The 15,827-nt window shown below is 40.3% G+C and carries 18 protein-coding genes; 7 read left to right on the top strand and 11 right to left on the bottom strand.

Annotated features, from left to right (window positions below; all coding sequences use genetic code 11):
* Nucleotides 1–111: 111 nt before the first annotated feature.
* Nucleotides 112–1,626 carry a S10 family peptidase gene (locus CWC18_RS07710; RefSeq protein ID WP_138589742.1) on the top strand — a complete coding sequence of 505 codons (1,515 nt, stop codon included), beginning with the start codon at nucleotides 112–114 and terminating at the stop codon, nucleotides 1,624–1,626.
* Nucleotides 1,627–1,762: 136 nt separating this feature from the next.
* A complete protein-coding gene (locus CWC18_RS07705; RefSeq protein ID WP_138589743.1) occupies nucleotides 1,763–2,578 on the top strand; it encodes a DUF2797 domain-containing protein in 816 nt (271 codons plus the stop codon).
* A gap of 4 nt (nucleotides 2,579–2,582) precedes the next feature.
* On the opposite strand, the gene CWC18_RS21715 is transcribed toward CWC18_RS07705, so the two are convergent.
* Nucleotides 2,583–2,828: an EAL domain-containing protein gene (locus CWC18_RS21715; RefSeq protein ID WP_212747718.1), complete on the bottom strand. Its 246-nt coding sequence runs from the start codon at nucleotides 2,826–2,828 to the stop codon at nucleotides 2,583–2,585.
* A 360-nt stretch (nucleotides 2,829–3,188) separates the two neighbouring features.
* Here CWC18_RS21715 and CWC18_RS07695 point away from each other — a divergent pair, with 360 nt between their 5' ends.
* The gene (locus CWC18_RS07695) at nucleotides 3,189–3,491 is read left to right on the top strand and encodes a DUF4144 family protein (protein ID WP_138589744.1); all 303 of its coding nucleotides are present in this window, start codon (nucleotides 3,189–3,191) and stop codon (nucleotides 3,489–3,491) included.
* Nucleotides 3,492–3,506: 15 nt separating this feature from the next.
* Here CWC18_RS07695 and CWC18_RS07690 read toward each other — a convergent pair whose 3' ends face one another.
* From CWC18_RS07690 to CWC18_RS07665, 6 genes are all read right to left on the bottom strand, one after another.
* Nucleotides 3,507–4,424: a histone deacetylase family protein gene (locus tag CWC18_RS07690; protein ID WP_138589745.1), complete on the bottom strand. Its 918-nt coding sequence runs from the start codon at nucleotides 4,422–4,424 to the stop codon at nucleotides 3,507–3,509.
* A gap of 110 nt (nucleotides 4,425–4,534) precedes the next feature.
* Nucleotides 4,535–6,091, bottom strand: a complete 1,557-nt coding sequence (locus CWC18_RS07685) for a serine hydrolase (protein ID WP_138589746.1) — start codon at nucleotides 6,089–6,091, stop codon at nucleotides 4,535–4,537.
* A 14-nt stretch (nucleotides 6,092–6,105) separates the two neighbouring features.
* A complete protein-coding gene (locus CWC18_RS07680; protein WP_138589747.1) occupies nucleotides 6,106–6,609 on the bottom strand; it encodes a gamma-glutamylcyclotransferase family protein in 504 nt (167 codons plus the stop codon).
* A 13-nt stretch (nucleotides 6,610–6,622) separates the two neighbouring features.
* Nucleotides 6,623–7,246 carry a LysE family translocator gene (locus CWC18_RS07675; RefSeq protein WP_138675014.1) on the bottom strand — a complete coding sequence of 208 codons (624 nt, stop codon included), beginning with the start codon at nucleotides 7,244–7,246 and terminating at the stop codon, nucleotides 6,623–6,625.
* Nucleotides 7,230–8,024 (bottom strand): hypothetical protein, encoded by a 795-nt coding sequence (locus CWC18_RS07670; RefSeq protein ID WP_138589749.1) that lies wholly within the window; start codon nucleotides 8,022–8,024, stop codon nucleotides 7,230–7,232. The genes CWC18_RS07675 and CWC18_RS07670 overlap by 17 nt, the downstream gene beginning before the upstream one ends.
* 3 nt (nucleotides 8,025–8,027) lie before the next feature.
* Nucleotides 8,028–8,498, bottom strand: coding sequence for a CreA family protein (locus CWC18_RS07665; RefSeq protein ID WP_138589750.1), 471 nt, complete (start codon nucleotides 8,496–8,498; stop codon nucleotides 8,028–8,030).
* Nucleotides 8,499–8,564: 66 nt separating this feature from the next.
* On the opposite strand from CWC18_RS07665, the gene CWC18_RS07660 reads away from it, so the two are divergent.
* From CWC18_RS07660 to CWC18_RS07645, 4 genes are all read left to right on the top strand, one after another.
* Nucleotides 8,565–8,894, top strand: coding sequence for a 5-carboxymethyl-2-hydroxymuconate isomerase (locus CWC18_RS07660; RefSeq protein WP_138589751.1), 330 nt, complete (start codon nucleotides 8,565–8,567; stop codon nucleotides 8,892–8,894).
* Between the two features lie 58 nt (nucleotides 8,895–8,952).
* Complete coding sequence (gene rsuA / locus CWC18_RS07655; RefSeq protein WP_138589752.1) at nucleotides 8,953–9,663, top strand: 16S rRNA pseudouridine(516) synthase RsuA; 711 nt, start codon at nucleotides 8,953–8,955, stop codon at nucleotides 9,661–9,663.
* Between the two features lie 122 nt (nucleotides 9,664–9,785).
* Nucleotides 9,786–11,417, top strand: a complete 1,632-nt coding sequence (locus CWC18_RS07650; protein WP_138675013.1) for a methyl-accepting chemotaxis protein — start codon at nucleotides 9,786–9,788, stop codon at nucleotides 11,415–11,417.
* Nucleotides 11,418–11,910: 493 nt separating this feature from the next.
* Nucleotides 11,911–12,444 carry a hypothetical protein gene (locus CWC18_RS07645; RefSeq protein WP_138589754.1) on the top strand — a complete coding sequence of 178 codons (534 nt, stop codon included), beginning with the start codon at nucleotides 11,911–11,913 and terminating at the stop codon, nucleotides 12,442–12,444.
* Between the two features lie 21 nt (nucleotides 12,445–12,465).
* Here the strand turns inward: CWC18_RS07645 and CWC18_RS07640 are convergent, their stop codons facing one another.
* The 4 genes from CWC18_RS07640 to CWC18_RS07625 form a co-directional block, all read right to left on the bottom strand.
* Entirely contained in the window at nucleotides 12,466–13,641 is a 1,176-nt protein-coding gene (locus CWC18_RS07640) for a mandelate racemase/muconate lactonizing enzyme family protein (RefSeq protein WP_138589755.1), read from the bottom strand.
* Between the two features lie 8 nt (nucleotides 13,642–13,649).
* Nucleotides 13,650–14,417: a class II aldolase/adducin family protein gene (locus tag CWC18_RS07635; protein WP_119861649.1), complete on the bottom strand. Its 768-nt coding sequence runs from the start codon at nucleotides 14,415–14,417 to the stop codon at nucleotides 13,650–13,652.
* Nucleotides 14,418–14,549: 132 nt separating this feature from the next.
* Nucleotides 14,550–14,873 (bottom strand): c-type cytochrome, encoded by a 324-nt coding sequence (locus tag CWC18_RS07630; protein WP_119861648.1) that lies wholly within the window; start codon nucleotides 14,871–14,873, stop codon nucleotides 14,550–14,552.
* A 174-nt stretch (nucleotides 14,874–15,047) separates the two neighbouring features.
* Complete coding sequence (locus CWC18_RS07625; RefSeq protein WP_119861647.1) at nucleotides 15,048–15,587, bottom strand: DUF2058 domain-containing protein; 540 nt, start codon at nucleotides 15,585–15,587, stop codon at nucleotides 15,048–15,050.
* Nucleotides 15,588–15,827: the final 240 nt, after the last annotated feature.

The following is a 15,827-nucleotide window of genomic DNA, read 5'->3' as shown; positions in this document are numbered from 1 at the left end:
GCTATTTCCACTAAAAGCAATAATCTCATCATGTCGCCATTTAAACTCAAATCCTTTGCATTATATAAAATTTTCCTCTTTAATTAATCAATTGCAAAACATAGGATTATTATGAAACCCGTTACAATATTGCTATTTATACTGATCTTGCTCTGTTATAGCGCTAGCGCCAGTGCCAGCGAGCATGCAAGAGCCATCGACATTGATAGCCACGTTATCACCAAGCATAAAGCGACCATTAATGATCAAAAGATCAGTTATACCGTCAATACGGGTACCCAGCCGGTATGGAATGCGCAAGGGCAACCTATTGCAACCTTACACTACACCTATTACAAAAGAGATAAAATCAAAGACGACAGTAAACGCCCGTTATTAATTTCTTTTAATGGTGGTCCAGGTTCAGCTTCGGTATGGATGCATGTTGCCTATACTGGGCCTCGCGTGCTTAACATTGACGAAGAAGGCTACCCAGTGCAGCCATACGGCTTGCAAGATAATCCATTTTCAGTACTTGATGTGGCAGATATTGTTTTTGTGAACCCAGTAAATACCGGTTACTCACGAATATTACCCAACAAAGATGGCAAAATGCCAAGTAAAGCAGAGCAAAAGAAATTGTTCTTTGGTGTAAATGCCGACGTAACGTATTTAGCCGAATGGTTAAATACCTTTGTTAATCGTCACAACCGCTTTCGTTCACCTAAATTTCTCATTGGTGAAAGCTATGGCACAACCCGTGTCTCTGGGCTAGCTCATGCTTTGCAAAATCAGCAATGGATGTATATTAACGGGGTAATTTTAGTCTCGCCAACCGATATTGGTATCAAGCGTGATGGTCCAGTCAAAGCGGCTAATAGACTCCCTTATTTCGCTGCTGCAGCCTGGTATCACAAAGCCCTCACCACCGAGCTACAAAATAAAGACTTGCTTGAGGTCTTGGAAGAGGTTGAAAGCTATACCATTGATCAATACTTACCCGCGCTCGCAAAAGGCGCATTTATTAGCGAACAAGAAAAACAACACACCATTACACAAGTAGCTAAATACAGTGGTGTATCTGAAGAATTTGTTGCACAAAACAACCTTGATATTCCAAATGCAGCGTTTTGGAAAGAGCTATTGCGTGATAAGGGTTATACATTGGGTCGCTTAGATTCTCGCTACTTAGGTATTGATAAAAGAGATGCCGGATCTCGACCTGATTACTGGCCAGAGCTTACATCGTGGTTACATTCATTTACCCCTGCGATTAACTATTATTTAAGAGAAGAGCTAAATTATAAAACCGACGTAAAATACAATATGTTTGGTAACGTGCATCCTTGGGACCGCAGTAATAATAAGACGGGTGAACAATTGCGATTAGCGATGGCACAAAATCCCTATTTGAATGTGATGATCCAAGCGGGTTATTACGACGGAGCAACCAATTACTTTGATGCTAAATACACCCTTTGGCAACTCGACCCAAGCGGAAAAATGCGCGACAGACTCAGCTTTAAAGGGTATCGTTCAGGCCATATGATGTATTTACGTCGAGCCGACCTTGAAAAGTCAAATCAGGAGTTACGCGACTTTATAAAAGCGTCATTACCCAGCGCAGACAAAGCCGCTAAATACTAAGCAATTTATTACCGTAAAGGCGCAGACCGTACTGCGCCTTTTTCCACTGTTATATTCATAAATTCTTTTCGAATATTCGCGCAGCATCGCGCGCTTTGATAATATTACTTTTTTAAACATCTTTAGGGGCGTAAAGATGCAAGGTACTTTGAGTAAATTAAAAGCACAACTGACCAATCCTATCCAATACCAACTTCCGGTTGGGGATGAACTCATTAACTTAAATGACTTTATGGGTAAAACAATCACATTGACGCATACTGGCAATATCTTTTGTAGTAACTGCGGTAAAAAAACCAAAAAGAGCTACTCTCAAGGCCACTGCTTCATGTGTATGAAAAAGCTTGCTAGCTGCGATATGTGTATCATGAAGCCGGAAACTTGCCATTATGATCAAGGAACATGTCGAGAACCGGAATGGGGTGAGAATAACTGCTTTGTCCCTCATTATGTCTATCTAGCCAATACTTCGGGTTTAAAGGTCGGTATCACACGCCATACTCAGATCCCAACACGTTGGATAGATCAGGGAGCAACACAAGCATTACCCATTTTTAAAGTACAAACCAGATTACAATCAGGACTGGTTGAAGTCGCCTTAGCTGAGTTTATTGCTGATAAAACAAATTGGCGTAATATGTTAAAAGGGATCAGTGTTGACGCTGATTTAAAAGCGGCTGCAGCTCAGTTGATCCCCCAGATACAAGCAAAATTAGATGAACTTGCAGAACTATTTGGTGCAACGGCCATTGAAAAGCTCGATGAAGATGTTATCGATTTATCGTTTCCAGTCGAGACATTCCCAAGTAAGGTCACCTCATTTAACTTTGATAAAAATCCAGAAGTCAGTGGTGTACTTCAAGGTATAAAAGGCCAATACCTTATTTTCGATACCGGTGTGATCAACATCCGTAAATTCACTTCTTATGAAGTGAGCTTTGCTGAGTTGTAAAAATTCATCCAATCATTGACAGCCCGAGGTTTACAAAACAAATAGCCTTGTAAAGTATGACAGCCCAGTTTTTGTAAAAAATGGCATCAATTTTCAACATATCAATTGGGGATTTTGTCAGGTAACTTAAGGCTGAATAGCCTGTATCAAAGTCATCTAATGCAATTGACACACCTAAGTTCTTGAGCTGTGTTAGCTGCATTTTTGCCTCATCTAAGTTACTAGGGGGCAGTTGATCTTTCAGGTTCATTTTTGCAGCAGTTTGATTGACTTTTATATAAGGCAGAGGGGGCGTAGCATGGTTACTCCATGTGAGCCAGCCGGTAACATAGTAGAAAAGCCAATCAATTCTGGTTCTTTTGAGCGCCCTTCTCTCTTTACTGCTTACTATTCGCTTAGATCACTAGGCCACACATTAAGCGCCACGATAAAAGTACACTTAAAGAGAACAAAAATAGAACAGCAAAGAACAACAGTCACTAATTGGTTGGAAAATATATCTTTGACTTGTAATTGGCGGTTATCAGTTTCCATAAGCTAAACCTCGCTTTCTAGCACTACAAGCCAGTATAATATTGCTCACCATTTATACTTTGATTGAACACAAAAAATGACAATAAAGCACTACCCTCTACTGCTTATAATACAAGGTGATATTGAGTACATTAAGGATCAAAGCATGTTAGATGCATCGCTTTACAGTATTGATAAGAAAGAATTTAATAAAATACTCGTCATATACAACAGCGGAGAGTGCCATGTATTAAGCTCATCCGCGCCAATCAAAATATGCCTAACGGAATTAACCAAATTAGTGCAACAGTCTCTTGTTGATGATGGCCAGTGTTGTGTAGAAAAGATCGAAATAACAGATGTTTGCCAAGCGTTTTATTTACTTCAAGACTCAGCTTAGCGGCTTAGTAGATATTTAGCCGTTGACCAATGCTTTTATATGCGTAACGGCACTACGCCCCAACGAAGATAAGTCGTACCCTCCCTCCAAATAAGAAATAATGCCCAGTGCACCGGAGTCTTTAACAAACTGTGCCACCTGCTCGGTAAACCACTGGTAGTCAGTTTCAACAAACTTAAGGCTACCCATTTCATCTTCTAAATGAGCATCAAACCCAGCACTGATCAACACTAACTGTGGAGAAAATGACTTAAGCCTAGGCAACCACTGCTGTTCATAAAGTGCACGTAAATCTTTGCCATCACTGGCAATAGCCAGCGGAGAGTTCAACACTGAGTCGGTGTTTTCAATAGCAGTATTTGGATAAAATGGGTATTGAAATAAAGAGCAAAACAAAACAGCAGGGTCAGATTTAAAAATATCTTGCGTGCCATTACCGTGATGCACATCAATATCAAGGATCGCAATGCGCTCAACCCCTTGCTGTTTGGCATAGGCTGCAGCAATGGCAACATTATTAAAGATACAAAAACCAGCTGATGTATGCTGATTAGCATGGTGTCCAGGCGGGCGCACACTGCAAAACGCAGCATCTAAATTTCCCGCTAAAATTTCATCAACAGCTAAGATCCCAGCCCCCACAGCTCGTTCTATGGCTTTAAATGACTCCGAACATAACCAGGTGTCACCATCTAAGTTCTTCAAACCATGCTCTGGTAATTGTGTCAACACACGATCTATCATGGTGTGATCATGTACCAAAGCAATATGATCACGGGTAGCGGAGGGTGCTTGCTTTTGCGTCACTGCAATATCGAGTCCTGATGCCAAAAGCCTATCCGATATGGCATCCAAACGAGCTGGGCACTCAGGATGATCGGCGATCATCTTATGCTTGCGACAATGAGGGTGACTGATCACAGCAGTGCGCATTTTAGATCCTTTTGAAAAACTCATACACAATAAACGAATGTGCACAGAGTGTAGCAAAGCTTATCTGTGCATACTTTGCTACTTTGGTGTTATGAATACACACTCAGCCTTTATTTAGCGGTTAAGTTTAGATCATGAAAATCAAAACTAAAATCTGAAATATCAGGGTTCACAAATTCCATTGTGGCTGACTTTACTTGCTGGGTTTTGTCAAAAACAAAATCAATATAAGCATCTGCCTCAAGTAGCCTTTCGTCCCATCGCACCACAAAACGGTCTCCCGAGACGTGCTCTAATTTACCTTTGAGCATTTTAGTATGCATAAAGTCAATACGCAGTTCACCCACTAACTCTTCAATAATAACATCACCATACCAATCACTTTTTAATGTACCGGTGTAATACTGTGCTGGAAAAGCTTTTCGGATCTCTATAGGAAGTGTAATGCCTGCATTGGCATATAGCTTGGCTTTTTCATTTTTGTATTCTGTTGCTAATAACGTTACCCAATCTTTGTCCGTTTGCCCTAGTGCATCTTCAAACACTTCATGAATTATCGCAGTCAACGCTGGGTAAGCCTGTTGATTAGAAAGTACCACGACTCCCAGCTTCTTCTCTGGGATCATCGCAACCTGTGAAACCATTCCTAAAATCCCACCACCATGGCCCACTTTTTTATAACCAAAGTAATCTTCAATTGCCCAACCTAAACCATAGCCCCTAAATTGCTGTCGGTATGCATTAAAAGAAGCGGGCTCTGTCAGACGCATGATATGCGGGTGCCACATTTGTACCTGATGTTCGCTGTTATATAACTGCTCACCAGCTAACGATTTACCCGAGGCGAGTTGAGTTAATAACCACTTACTCATATCATCAACATTAGATGCAATTGCGCCTGCACCTCGAAAGTCTTCTAAGTAATTAACAAAGAATGGCGTCAACTGACCATTATCAGGTATGTTACCAATCGCCCAGTTGGTATTGTGCTTAGCAATACGTGAGAAGCCGGCTCTAGAACCATCCATTTTGAGTGTTTTGAAAATCCGCTGCTCGATAAATTCTCTCCAGCTCATACCAGATACTCGAGCAACCACTTCTCCTGCGACCACAAACATTAAATTATTATATGCATATTCACTACGAAAACTTGAAGACGGCGGAATGTACTGTAGCCCTTTAATAATATCTTGCACCGACTTATCCGTATCAGGCCAAATCATTAAGTCCCCAGCACCTAAGCCCAAACCACTGCGATGGCTCAATAGGTCTCTGATAGTCATGTGAGCTGTCGCATACTCATCATATAAGCGAAATTCAGGAAGATGTTTAGTAACCTTGTCATTCCAGCTTAACTTACCTTCATCAATAAGTATCGCTAACGCAGCAGCAGTAAACGCTTTAGAGTTTGAAGCGATGCCAAATAAGGTGTTTTTATCTACTTTTTTACCAGATGCTAAATCTCTTACACCGTACCCTTTTGACAATACAACTTGATTATTTTCCACCACGGCAATTGCGATACCTGGTACATTAAATTGTGCCATTGCAGCGTATACAGCATCATCAATATCAGTAATATTCACTTTCGCGGCAGGGGCCGCCCCAAATGAGCCTAAGCTCACAGTAAGTAAAGTCGCAGCGACCAATGTATTAAGGTATTTCATTATTAATAACTTCTTTATTTTGTATAGATTGAGAGTTCGGTTTCTTTGCGCTGAGCTTGCCTATCAATGACAGACGCTTGCTCTTTAATACGTGCTAAATAACTTGTTGGGAAGTGGTGCTCTAATGCCCCGACATATACATGCTGAACATACCAGTCAAACGGAAGCTGTGTCGTTATGAATGTATTGGCAATGTAACAATACGCACTCACATACCCACCTGACCTCAATTGCACGGTGACTTCTGTGCGGTCGTAACGTGCTCCTTCAACCTCGTCAAGTAAGGCTTGTTCATGCTCATCCAACGCATACACAACCCCAAAAACAACATCTTGGGTGTTACTGGTCTGATGAATATTACACTTTGCAGAGCCATCGGTACTGAGCATCGAAAACTTCAGTTCAAAACCTGACAACTGAGCAACCCCCACCTTTTTCGCTTGCGGTAATCGTGCAAACAGTCGCAAACTTGACATGTTAGAGCCAAATGCAAAGTTGTAAAAGGTAATACCTTTCATCGCTAAGCTCCTCTTAAATGACTACTCGAACTGCCAGGGCAATTAAAATGATACCAATCCCTCTATCAAACCAATGCCCTGCTTTACGAAAAAATGCTCTTACCGACTGTTTAGATAAGACAATCGATAAAAACGAAAACCACAGCCAAGTTGCAATAGCCATATAACCACCGTAGAGTGCTTGCACAACACTTGGCGTATCAGCAGATATAACCAAGGTAAATAGAGATAAAAAGAACAGTGTTGCTTTGGGATTAAGCGCATTAACCAAAAAGCCTCTACGTAACGCTAAACCATATGACTCAGCTTGAGACTGTTCATTGGTAACACTTTGAGGGTCAGTATTCGCTTTTGCTCTAAGCGCTAGGATCCCCATATATGCTAAGTAGGCACCCGCAACATATTTTAATGCATTAAAGGCAGCTTCAAATTGAGACAATAAAATCGCTACACCAAACAAGCAATACGTGACATGCACTAAAATGCCTAAAGCAACTCCTGCACTCGTCCACAAAGCATTTGTACGGCCTCGCTGAACACTTTGTTTCAACACAATCGCAAAATCAGGTCCAGGGCTCGCTACAGCAAAAAAGTGTGCGACTGCAATTAATAAAAATTCATCAAGATAGACGAACATGACGCTGCTCCTCTAAAGCCAACAACAATGGATTTGGCGTATCATTTATATAGTTCTTAATTTGCTTTTGTGCCTTTTTATATACACCGCGCAAATGGGGTTTTAAATGTTTTTTACCATCTACCTGTGGCTTAAAATGACAAATTAATGCATGCATAAAGACCGTTTGTGGTTCAGTCAAAGCGGCTTGGCGATTTGCATAGGGGTTGTAACACGACCCACATCCCCCTTTAAATTGATAAACCGTATTACTCATCATGACGCCGAATCCTAAAAAGCAAGCCAATGCATCACTCGCTGCAGCAACTTGCGCTTCGCCTCCAGGCGGTAAAATACCACGATGATAAATCATTACCGTCGCCAGAGAACCGGCAAAACTTGCGACTAAATCTTGTGGTTGGTTAATTTGATTTGGGTTATAAGATAACTGCATATCAATTGCCGGCGCATTCACTAATTGGGCTTTCTCGCCACGAATTTCATCTACGAAAGTAAACTTAGGCATACTTTGCTGCTGCATGTGTTGCTGCGGATTTACAACACTAATTGGCCATGATTGCATACCAGCATAATGACTCACGCGTTTAAACACGGTGCTGGCCATTTGCTCAACACTACTGACTTGATCTGGAAAAAATTTACCCGTTGGTTCAATAATTTGGGTTTCAGTCATAAAATACTGACCATCAAATTGCTCACATGCCCATACGAACGTATCGATTAACCATTCGACTTCAGAGTCGCTTAATAAAGGAGATGATTTAAAGAGTGTCAACATAATTTACTGTGCCTTATTTGCCCATTCCCATGCATGCGTCCCATACAAAGGCACTGTTGATAGTGCATGATGGTGACTGCCGCTGGTCTCTTTTGTTGAATATGATAAATAAATTAAGCTTCGTGTTGGTGCATCAAAAATACGTCTCACTTTCAATGATTTAAACAAGATACTTTTCGACGTTTTAAACACTACCTCACCACTTTTTGATAAGTTGATCTTTGCTAGTTGCTCAGCGGTAATGGGGCCTGTTTGACGACATGCGATCGACATGTCTGAGGGATCAGAAAAATCAAGATCTGCTTCTACGTGACTTATATGACAGGTAACACCCGTTACTAATGGGTCTTGTTGAGCAGAAACCACGACATCTTTCGTAGTAAACAACCCTAAACTTACCTTAGCGGCATCATCAGAACAAGCAGACAAGAGGCTAACGCCCAGTAAAAGCGCTAAAATTCTATAATTAACCATTTGGCTTTCCTTTCAAATTTACTTAGTATATTTGGCATTTACGCATAAACTACACAATAAGTCATCATGCCTCATTTGATCATTGAACACTCTCATAACTTACCCGTTTCTGAAATAAACTTACTTAATGCACTACATGACACGGCAGCATCAACCCAATTATTTGATCCCACGACCATAAAATCTCGCACAATAGAGTTTAAGCACTTTAAACTAGGGAACAATAAATGTGGCTTTGTCCATGTTCAAGCACATATTATTGAGGGCAGAACAACAGAGCAAAAACAACTCTTAAGCGATGCATTACTTCAACAACTGCAAATACAATTGACCGATGAATACCAATTAAGTGTTCATATTTATGATTTGACCCCACAAATATATCGAAAAAACTGAACTGAGCCTGTAGCTAACGTATAATGAGACATACGTTATACTTTTCCAATGAGTTTATATGAAATTTCCGTGTAGAATCGACAAATTTGTCAGCCATCTTACTGAATTACCCCGCACAAAAGTCAAAGCAGGCATCAAAAAAAATAAAGTAACTGTTAACGGCGAAACCATTACAAAATTTGATCATTCAATTACCTTAGACGACCAGGTTACATGGCAAGGTGAGTCATTAAAATACCTTGGTAAACGGTACTTTATGTTAAACAAGCCAGCTGGATATGTTTGCGCAAATAGCGATGAGTTACACACGACTGTGTTTGATTTATTAGATGAAACACACTTAAAGGATTTTCATGTTGCAGGGCGTTTAGATATTGATACAACCGGGCTGGTATTGCTCACTAATGATGGAGATTGGTCTCATAAGATCACCTCACCAAAAAAACAAAAATACAAAACGTACCTAGTTGAAACACAGGATATCATTACCTCTGAAGCAATCGAACAGCTTCGAAATGGCGTGCAATTGCATAACGAAAAACAGCCAACAGCCCCAGCGATAGTTGAACAACTCGCCAGCTACAGCCTGCGTTTATCAATTTATGAAGGCAAATATCATCAAGTAAAAAGGATGCTTGCCGCTGTAGGTAATAAAGTCGTTGAACTGCATAGAGAAAATATTGCAGGTATCGCACTAGATGAAGCCTTATCAGCAGGTGAATATCGGCTACTGACAGATGAAGAAATCAACATAATTAATGCAAAATAGTCTTACATTACGGGAGTATGAGTAAATATCATCTCATTTTCCCGTAAATACGTTATATCTTACTTACATGATTTCAATAAACGTGATAATTAATATACTTGACATGTTTTAAGGGGTATTTTGTGTTTTCATCATTAACGTTAAGAATTAAAATAATTTTATTCGCTGCAGCATTTTTCCTCTCACTGCTAATTGTTGCTATTTTAGGCTTGCAATCACTTCGACACGCAAGTGAAGTAGATAATATTGCACGAATAAATCAATTAATGAAAACCACAGTCAATATTGTCGAGCAATTTGAGCAATATGCTTCAAGTGGTGAATTGTCAAAGTCTCAAGCTAAACAACTTGCGATTGAGATGCTTCGTAATAATAAATACCATGACTCTGAGTACGTCTATGTGGTTGACGATAGTTTAAATTTTGTTGCTACCCCTCACGACCCGCAACTTCATGGTACCAGCTTTAACGACTTCAAAGATGCCAAAGGGCAAAGCATTGGCAGAATGGTCGAACGTTTAGTCGGCAGAAAAACAAATCAAATCATTACCTACCATTGGGACTCTGTACGCGATGGTGAAACCGTGGATTTAACCTCGGTAGTGCAAAAAACAGCGAATTTTGGGTGGTATATTGGCACCGGAATTAGCTACAAAGAGGTAGATGAACGCTACTGGGAAACCGCACAGTGGTTGTTATCTTTATCCTTAATTATTGCGGTTGTACTCACATTCGCGCTCAGTAAATTTGGTATTGGACTCTCTAACAAATTAGGGGGCGAGATTAACGATGTGTTGTCTATCGTTAATCAAGTTTCAAGGGGTAACTTAACCTCCCCTATAAACACATCAAACGCGCACCCTGATAGCATGATGTCTGCGATGGACTACATGCAAAAAGGCCTACGAGATGTTGTGGGTGGAATCGTCACGGTAAGTGACACATTAAAAGTACAAAGCTTTGATGGTGAAAAGCGCTCTGACGAATTGGAGCATTTAACGCAAAGCTTAAGTGAGGAAACACAAATGGTCGCATCAGCCATTACAGAGCTAACTGCATCAGCACATACCGTAGTCGAGCATGCAGAACAAGCTGCAACGTCTGTCCAAGAAGCTGAGAACCAAGGACAAAATGCAGACAGATTAACTTCCAATGCAGCAGAAGCCATAGAGGTGTTGGAGCAGCAAATTGACAGTGCAGGCAATAATATTCATGTTCTTGATGAAGAAGTAAATAATATCGCAAACGTTTTGAGTGTCATACAAAGCATTGCCGAGCAGACCAATTTGCTGGCGCTTAATGCTGCAATTGAAGCGGCACGAGCTGGAGAACAAGGGCGAGGTTTTGCCGTTGTTGCAGATGAGGTCAGACAACTTGCCCAAAGAACACAAACAAGTACCGAAGAAATTCACACGATGATAGGTAAGCTCCAATCGGCCACACAGGATGCAAAATCTTCCGTATCTTTGAGTATTGCAACCAGTGAGAAAACAGTAACCATGTCAAAAGAAGCAAGTGAGGAGCTTCGCAGGGTAGCAAGTTCTTTAGGTGCTATTTCTCAAATGAGTCACCAAATTGCATTGGCGGCTAAAGAGCAACTTGATGCAGGTGAAGATACCGCTAGACGAGTGGTAACCATTTCAGATACTGCATCACAAACCGCAAATGTATCGCAGCAAGCACACTTAGCAACTGATAGTATTAAAGAACTCACAGCGACCTTAGAGCGAGAAATGGATAAGTTCGATGCCTAACAAAACCATAAAAATATAAATCTTAATGATTTAAATCAACAACTTAAGAAAAACCCAACACGTATAAAGGCTATGTATAGTTTTTAGGAAAAATTAATTAATTCATTTCTTTTTTTGTTTAATTAGTGTTAAATTCTTAATTGTAACTAAAAATAATTGTAACAAACCATATCGTTTCGATTTTTCTAGTTATAGCTAACCCCAAAAGTATAGGCATAAATTGAAATACGGATAATACATCTTTTAATTAAATACTTTGCAGAAGGAATATCAAAATGAAAGCACTATCGTTAGAAGCATGTAAAAAAGTTATAGGCGCTGGTATCTTTGATCCAGAGCAACCGATAATAAAAGCTAATTCAGAAAAAGTAATACAGCAAAAACGCAAATGAAATCGGAGAAAAACCTTTATAGGTTACTATTGATTTATGCTGTATCAATAGTAATTTGGGTCATTGTAAAAGACAACCCCTTGATCTCTATAAGTGTATTAATGGCAGTTGGATTACTTGTCTTATTCTTATCGATTAGAATAGACGAAGTGAATATCGCCACTATTGTCGTTCTCATTTTCCTACCTACACTCTTTGAGTTTCTCATTTTTGGGCTCGGGTTAGTCGAACTTTCCTCATCACATGGTGATAGGCTCGTTCAAAATAGTATAATTTACGGCATACATTTTGCCATAGACTTAGCTGTGCTAGTGCCACTAACATACCGTGTTGAGTTATCAAAAAAGCTTTTTCCCGTAGCCAAGGTAAAATATACTTTTGCTGATAGCATGTTACCATGGGTACAAATCATTGCTATCGCTATGAGCTTCTTTACATTAATTGAGAATTACTTTAGAAATGCCAAAGGCTATGACATCACCTTCTTTTTTTACTCGTATTCAATTGTAGGATATTTAAAATATTCTTTTGCTGTTGGTATCATTACCGTATTACTGGGTATGGCGTATAAAGAGTTTTATGGTTTTAAAACACCGACATTACTTTCTAAAGATGTGAAGCGCTCGAATAAATAGGGCCTCAAAGGCCCTTATTGCTTACTTTATTTCAACCCTTCGCGAACGCGTAACAATCTCATCGTTTAGCTCGATACCGATACCAGGCTCTTCTGATACTTTGAAGATGCCATTTTCAGGTTGAGGATCTTGAATACATAGCTCACGGTTCCACTTTTTAATCGCGTAAGTATGATGTTCATGAATAAGAAAATTTGGAATAGCTGTTTCTAAATGCAATGACGCCGCAGTTGCAACTGGTCCACCACAAACATGCGCTTGTACGCGTACATCAAAAATATCTGCATAATCACACACTTTCTTAGTTTCAGTGAAACCACCACACAATCCCACATCTGGCTGTAATACATCAATACTCTGATCTTCAAAGTAAGGACGAACACCCCAACGATTATACAAGCGCTCACCACCAGCAATGGGCACAGCAACTTTATCTGCAACTTTCGCATGTAACGAATGGTTTAAGTAATTCACTGGCTCTTCATAGAACATGCAATCAAACTCTTGCGCAATCTCTCCAATTTGAATTGCAGAAGTCGCGCCAGGTAAACTATGACATTCAAAAATAATATCTACTTCATCACCAACTGCTTCTCGAATAGCTTGCATACGCGCGCGGTATAATTTCATTTCTTGGCGAGAGATCAGCTTAGTGCGGTCATAATAAGTGTTACCCGCCTTATCATACATAATTGGGTCAACTTTGACAGCATCGTACCCTTGTGCAATCGCTTTTAAAGCCGCTTCCGCGTATTCTTGTGGTTGAACAAGCGCTTTAAATTCATCATCCCAATCAAATTGTAATTGTGACGCATAAGTACGTAGCTCTGGATTTACTTTACCACCAAGTAATTGATATACAGGTAACTTAAGTGCCTTACCCTTTATATCCCATAAGGCAATATCAATTGCACTCATCGCAGCATAAACCACAGGCCCGCCACCTAGACCCCAAAAGCTTTCTCTTAGCATACGAGACCAAAGCAATTCAGTTTGAAATGGGTCATGCCCTATCAGAAACGCTTCCGCCATTTCTTTAATCATACTGGCAGCAGCGCTATGCCCTAAGTCGTAAGCTAAACCCGCTTCACCCACACCGGAAATACCTTCATCAGTATGAATTCGAATAAAAACGGGGGTCCAAGCTGGTCGTTCTGGACAGTGAATATCAAATACTTCGACGCGATTAACTTTCATGTAAACTCCTATTGAGCAAAACCAGGATCAAGACGATACGCCTTTCTCAACATGGCTGGCCAGGCTAACTGCCCACCTGTACTGCCGCTGTGTACCACGCTTGCTTGTTTATAAATATTATCAATGATGGGCTGTGGAACTTGAACAGCTTGTTGCCCGGTGGCTTGAATGGCGACTTGAATTTCACATGCTCGCTGCAAATCATAAAAACGCATAAATGCATCACCTACCGTAGGCCCAACCGTTAAACCACCATGATTCACCAGAAGCATATGATTAGTCGTTCCCAAGTCATCTTGTAAACGCTGCCTCTCATCATCATTTACGGCTAAACCTTCGTAGCCATGGTAAGACAGTGAGGGCAGTGAAAACATCGAATGTTGGCTTAAAGGTAATAGACCACATTCGCTACTAGCAACCGCAATCGTTTCTTTGGTGTGTAAATGAATAACGCAGTGCGCGTCATCACGAACCTCGTGAATTGCGCTATGAATAGTAAATCCAGCGGGGTTTATTTCAAATGGCGTATCATCGATAATATTACCAGCCAAGTCAACTTTAACAAGATTGGAGGCGGTAACTTCGTCAAAGCTCAGGCCAAAAGCATTCACAAGATAATAGTCTGTACCGGGTAACCTAGCCGACATATGGGTATAAATTAAATCACCCCAACGCATGTGTTCTACCAACCGGTAACATGCAGCTAAATCAACTCTCAATTGCCACTCTTGCTCACTGACCTTGCCTTTTAAATCAAGTTTTGGCAGCTCTAGCATATACTTTCCTTTTTACTTGGTCACACACCCATCAATATAGATGTTTAGAAGTCTAAATCACTCAGCTCGTTTGTTCAATGAAAAATAAAAACCACCGACAAGCGGTGGTTTTTATTTGACTCAAATAATGCGTTATTTAACTTTGGATAAATACTCTGCAATGGCGTCAATTTCAGCATCTGACACGTTGGCTACCATGGCTTTCATTGCCATCGACATACCATTATTACGTTTACCAGATTTAATATCTTTCATCTGAGCCGCTAAATACTCTTTGTTCTGACCATTTAATTTCGGGTACAGTGCCATTATAGGCGCTTTACCTTCAGCACCATGGCATGTTTGACACATCTTAGCGGTATAAAGTGCAGCACCATCCGCAGCGTTCACTGCCGTTGCTCCCATCGTGGAAAGCGCTAACCCGACTCCCATTATTACGTGTTTTATCTTGCTCATAACTTTACTCTTTTTTTAAATAAACGGATAAATCTTTTATAGTGTAGACCAATTACTTTCACTACACATACGCACTTACTCGCTTCAAAGATCGCAATGAGTGTATCCATACCAACGATAGCTGGCGCAGAGAAAAACAATCTTACCAGCCACATTCAGTCACTATTTTTCGTCTTACCACACTAAATCGTCTGGGATCTCATAGTCTGCATATGGGTCATTTTCATCTGGCCCTTGGCTATCATCTTCAACGTGGAACACGATGTACTTCTCATCCACCTCTGCGACCTTTCTTGCCGGCTCATCTTGAAGCACAAAAAACTGACCTTCCAGTACACAAATCGCTAAGCGACCTTTAGATAAAGCGTTCTTCGTGGGCTCATCCACATCTAATTCTTTTACTTTATTGTTATATGTAAAATTGAAAGTGAGTTCCCCACGGATCTCATCCTGATTGTGATGCTCTAGAATTTGTTTAACGCGAGCCACTTGCTCACGCTCTTTAAGCTCAGCTTTTTTCGCTTGATTCTGCTCTTCGGCTTTTTTCTGCTGCTCTAATTTAGTTTGCGCAATGTGCTTTTGTAAATCACTCGGATCGCTCGTGGCACCTTTTTTCTTTTTCTTCTGCGCTTTACGCTTTTCAGATTTAGCCACTTTGGCTTTATGTTCCGATGTTAATCCTGCTTTCAAAAGCTGGTCTTGTAATGAACCCATAATGCAGTGCTCCATGAAAATATAATGCGCTATATTTTAACCTAGTTGATTTTTTTCACCAGATAGAAAACACACATTTCTGTGGCTTATTTACCAGGAAAGGCACAAACAGTAATTTAGCAAGTTCATCAGCAGGCACCATGACTTAGCGCAAGTTATTTGTATCTAAAAAATTTAAAGTTATGATGAAGAATAAAATTAATAAAATTTATCACCCACTTATTTAATACTGATATTGAG

Source organism: Pseudoalteromonas aurantia (genome assembly GCF_005886875.1).
Classification (GTDB): domain Bacteria; phylum Pseudomonadota; class Gammaproteobacteria; order Enterobacterales; family Alteromonadaceae; genus Pseudoalteromonas; species Pseudoalteromonas aurantia_A.
Note: the sequence above shows the minus strand (reverse complement) of the source record. Positions and strands in the feature narration are given on the sequence as shown.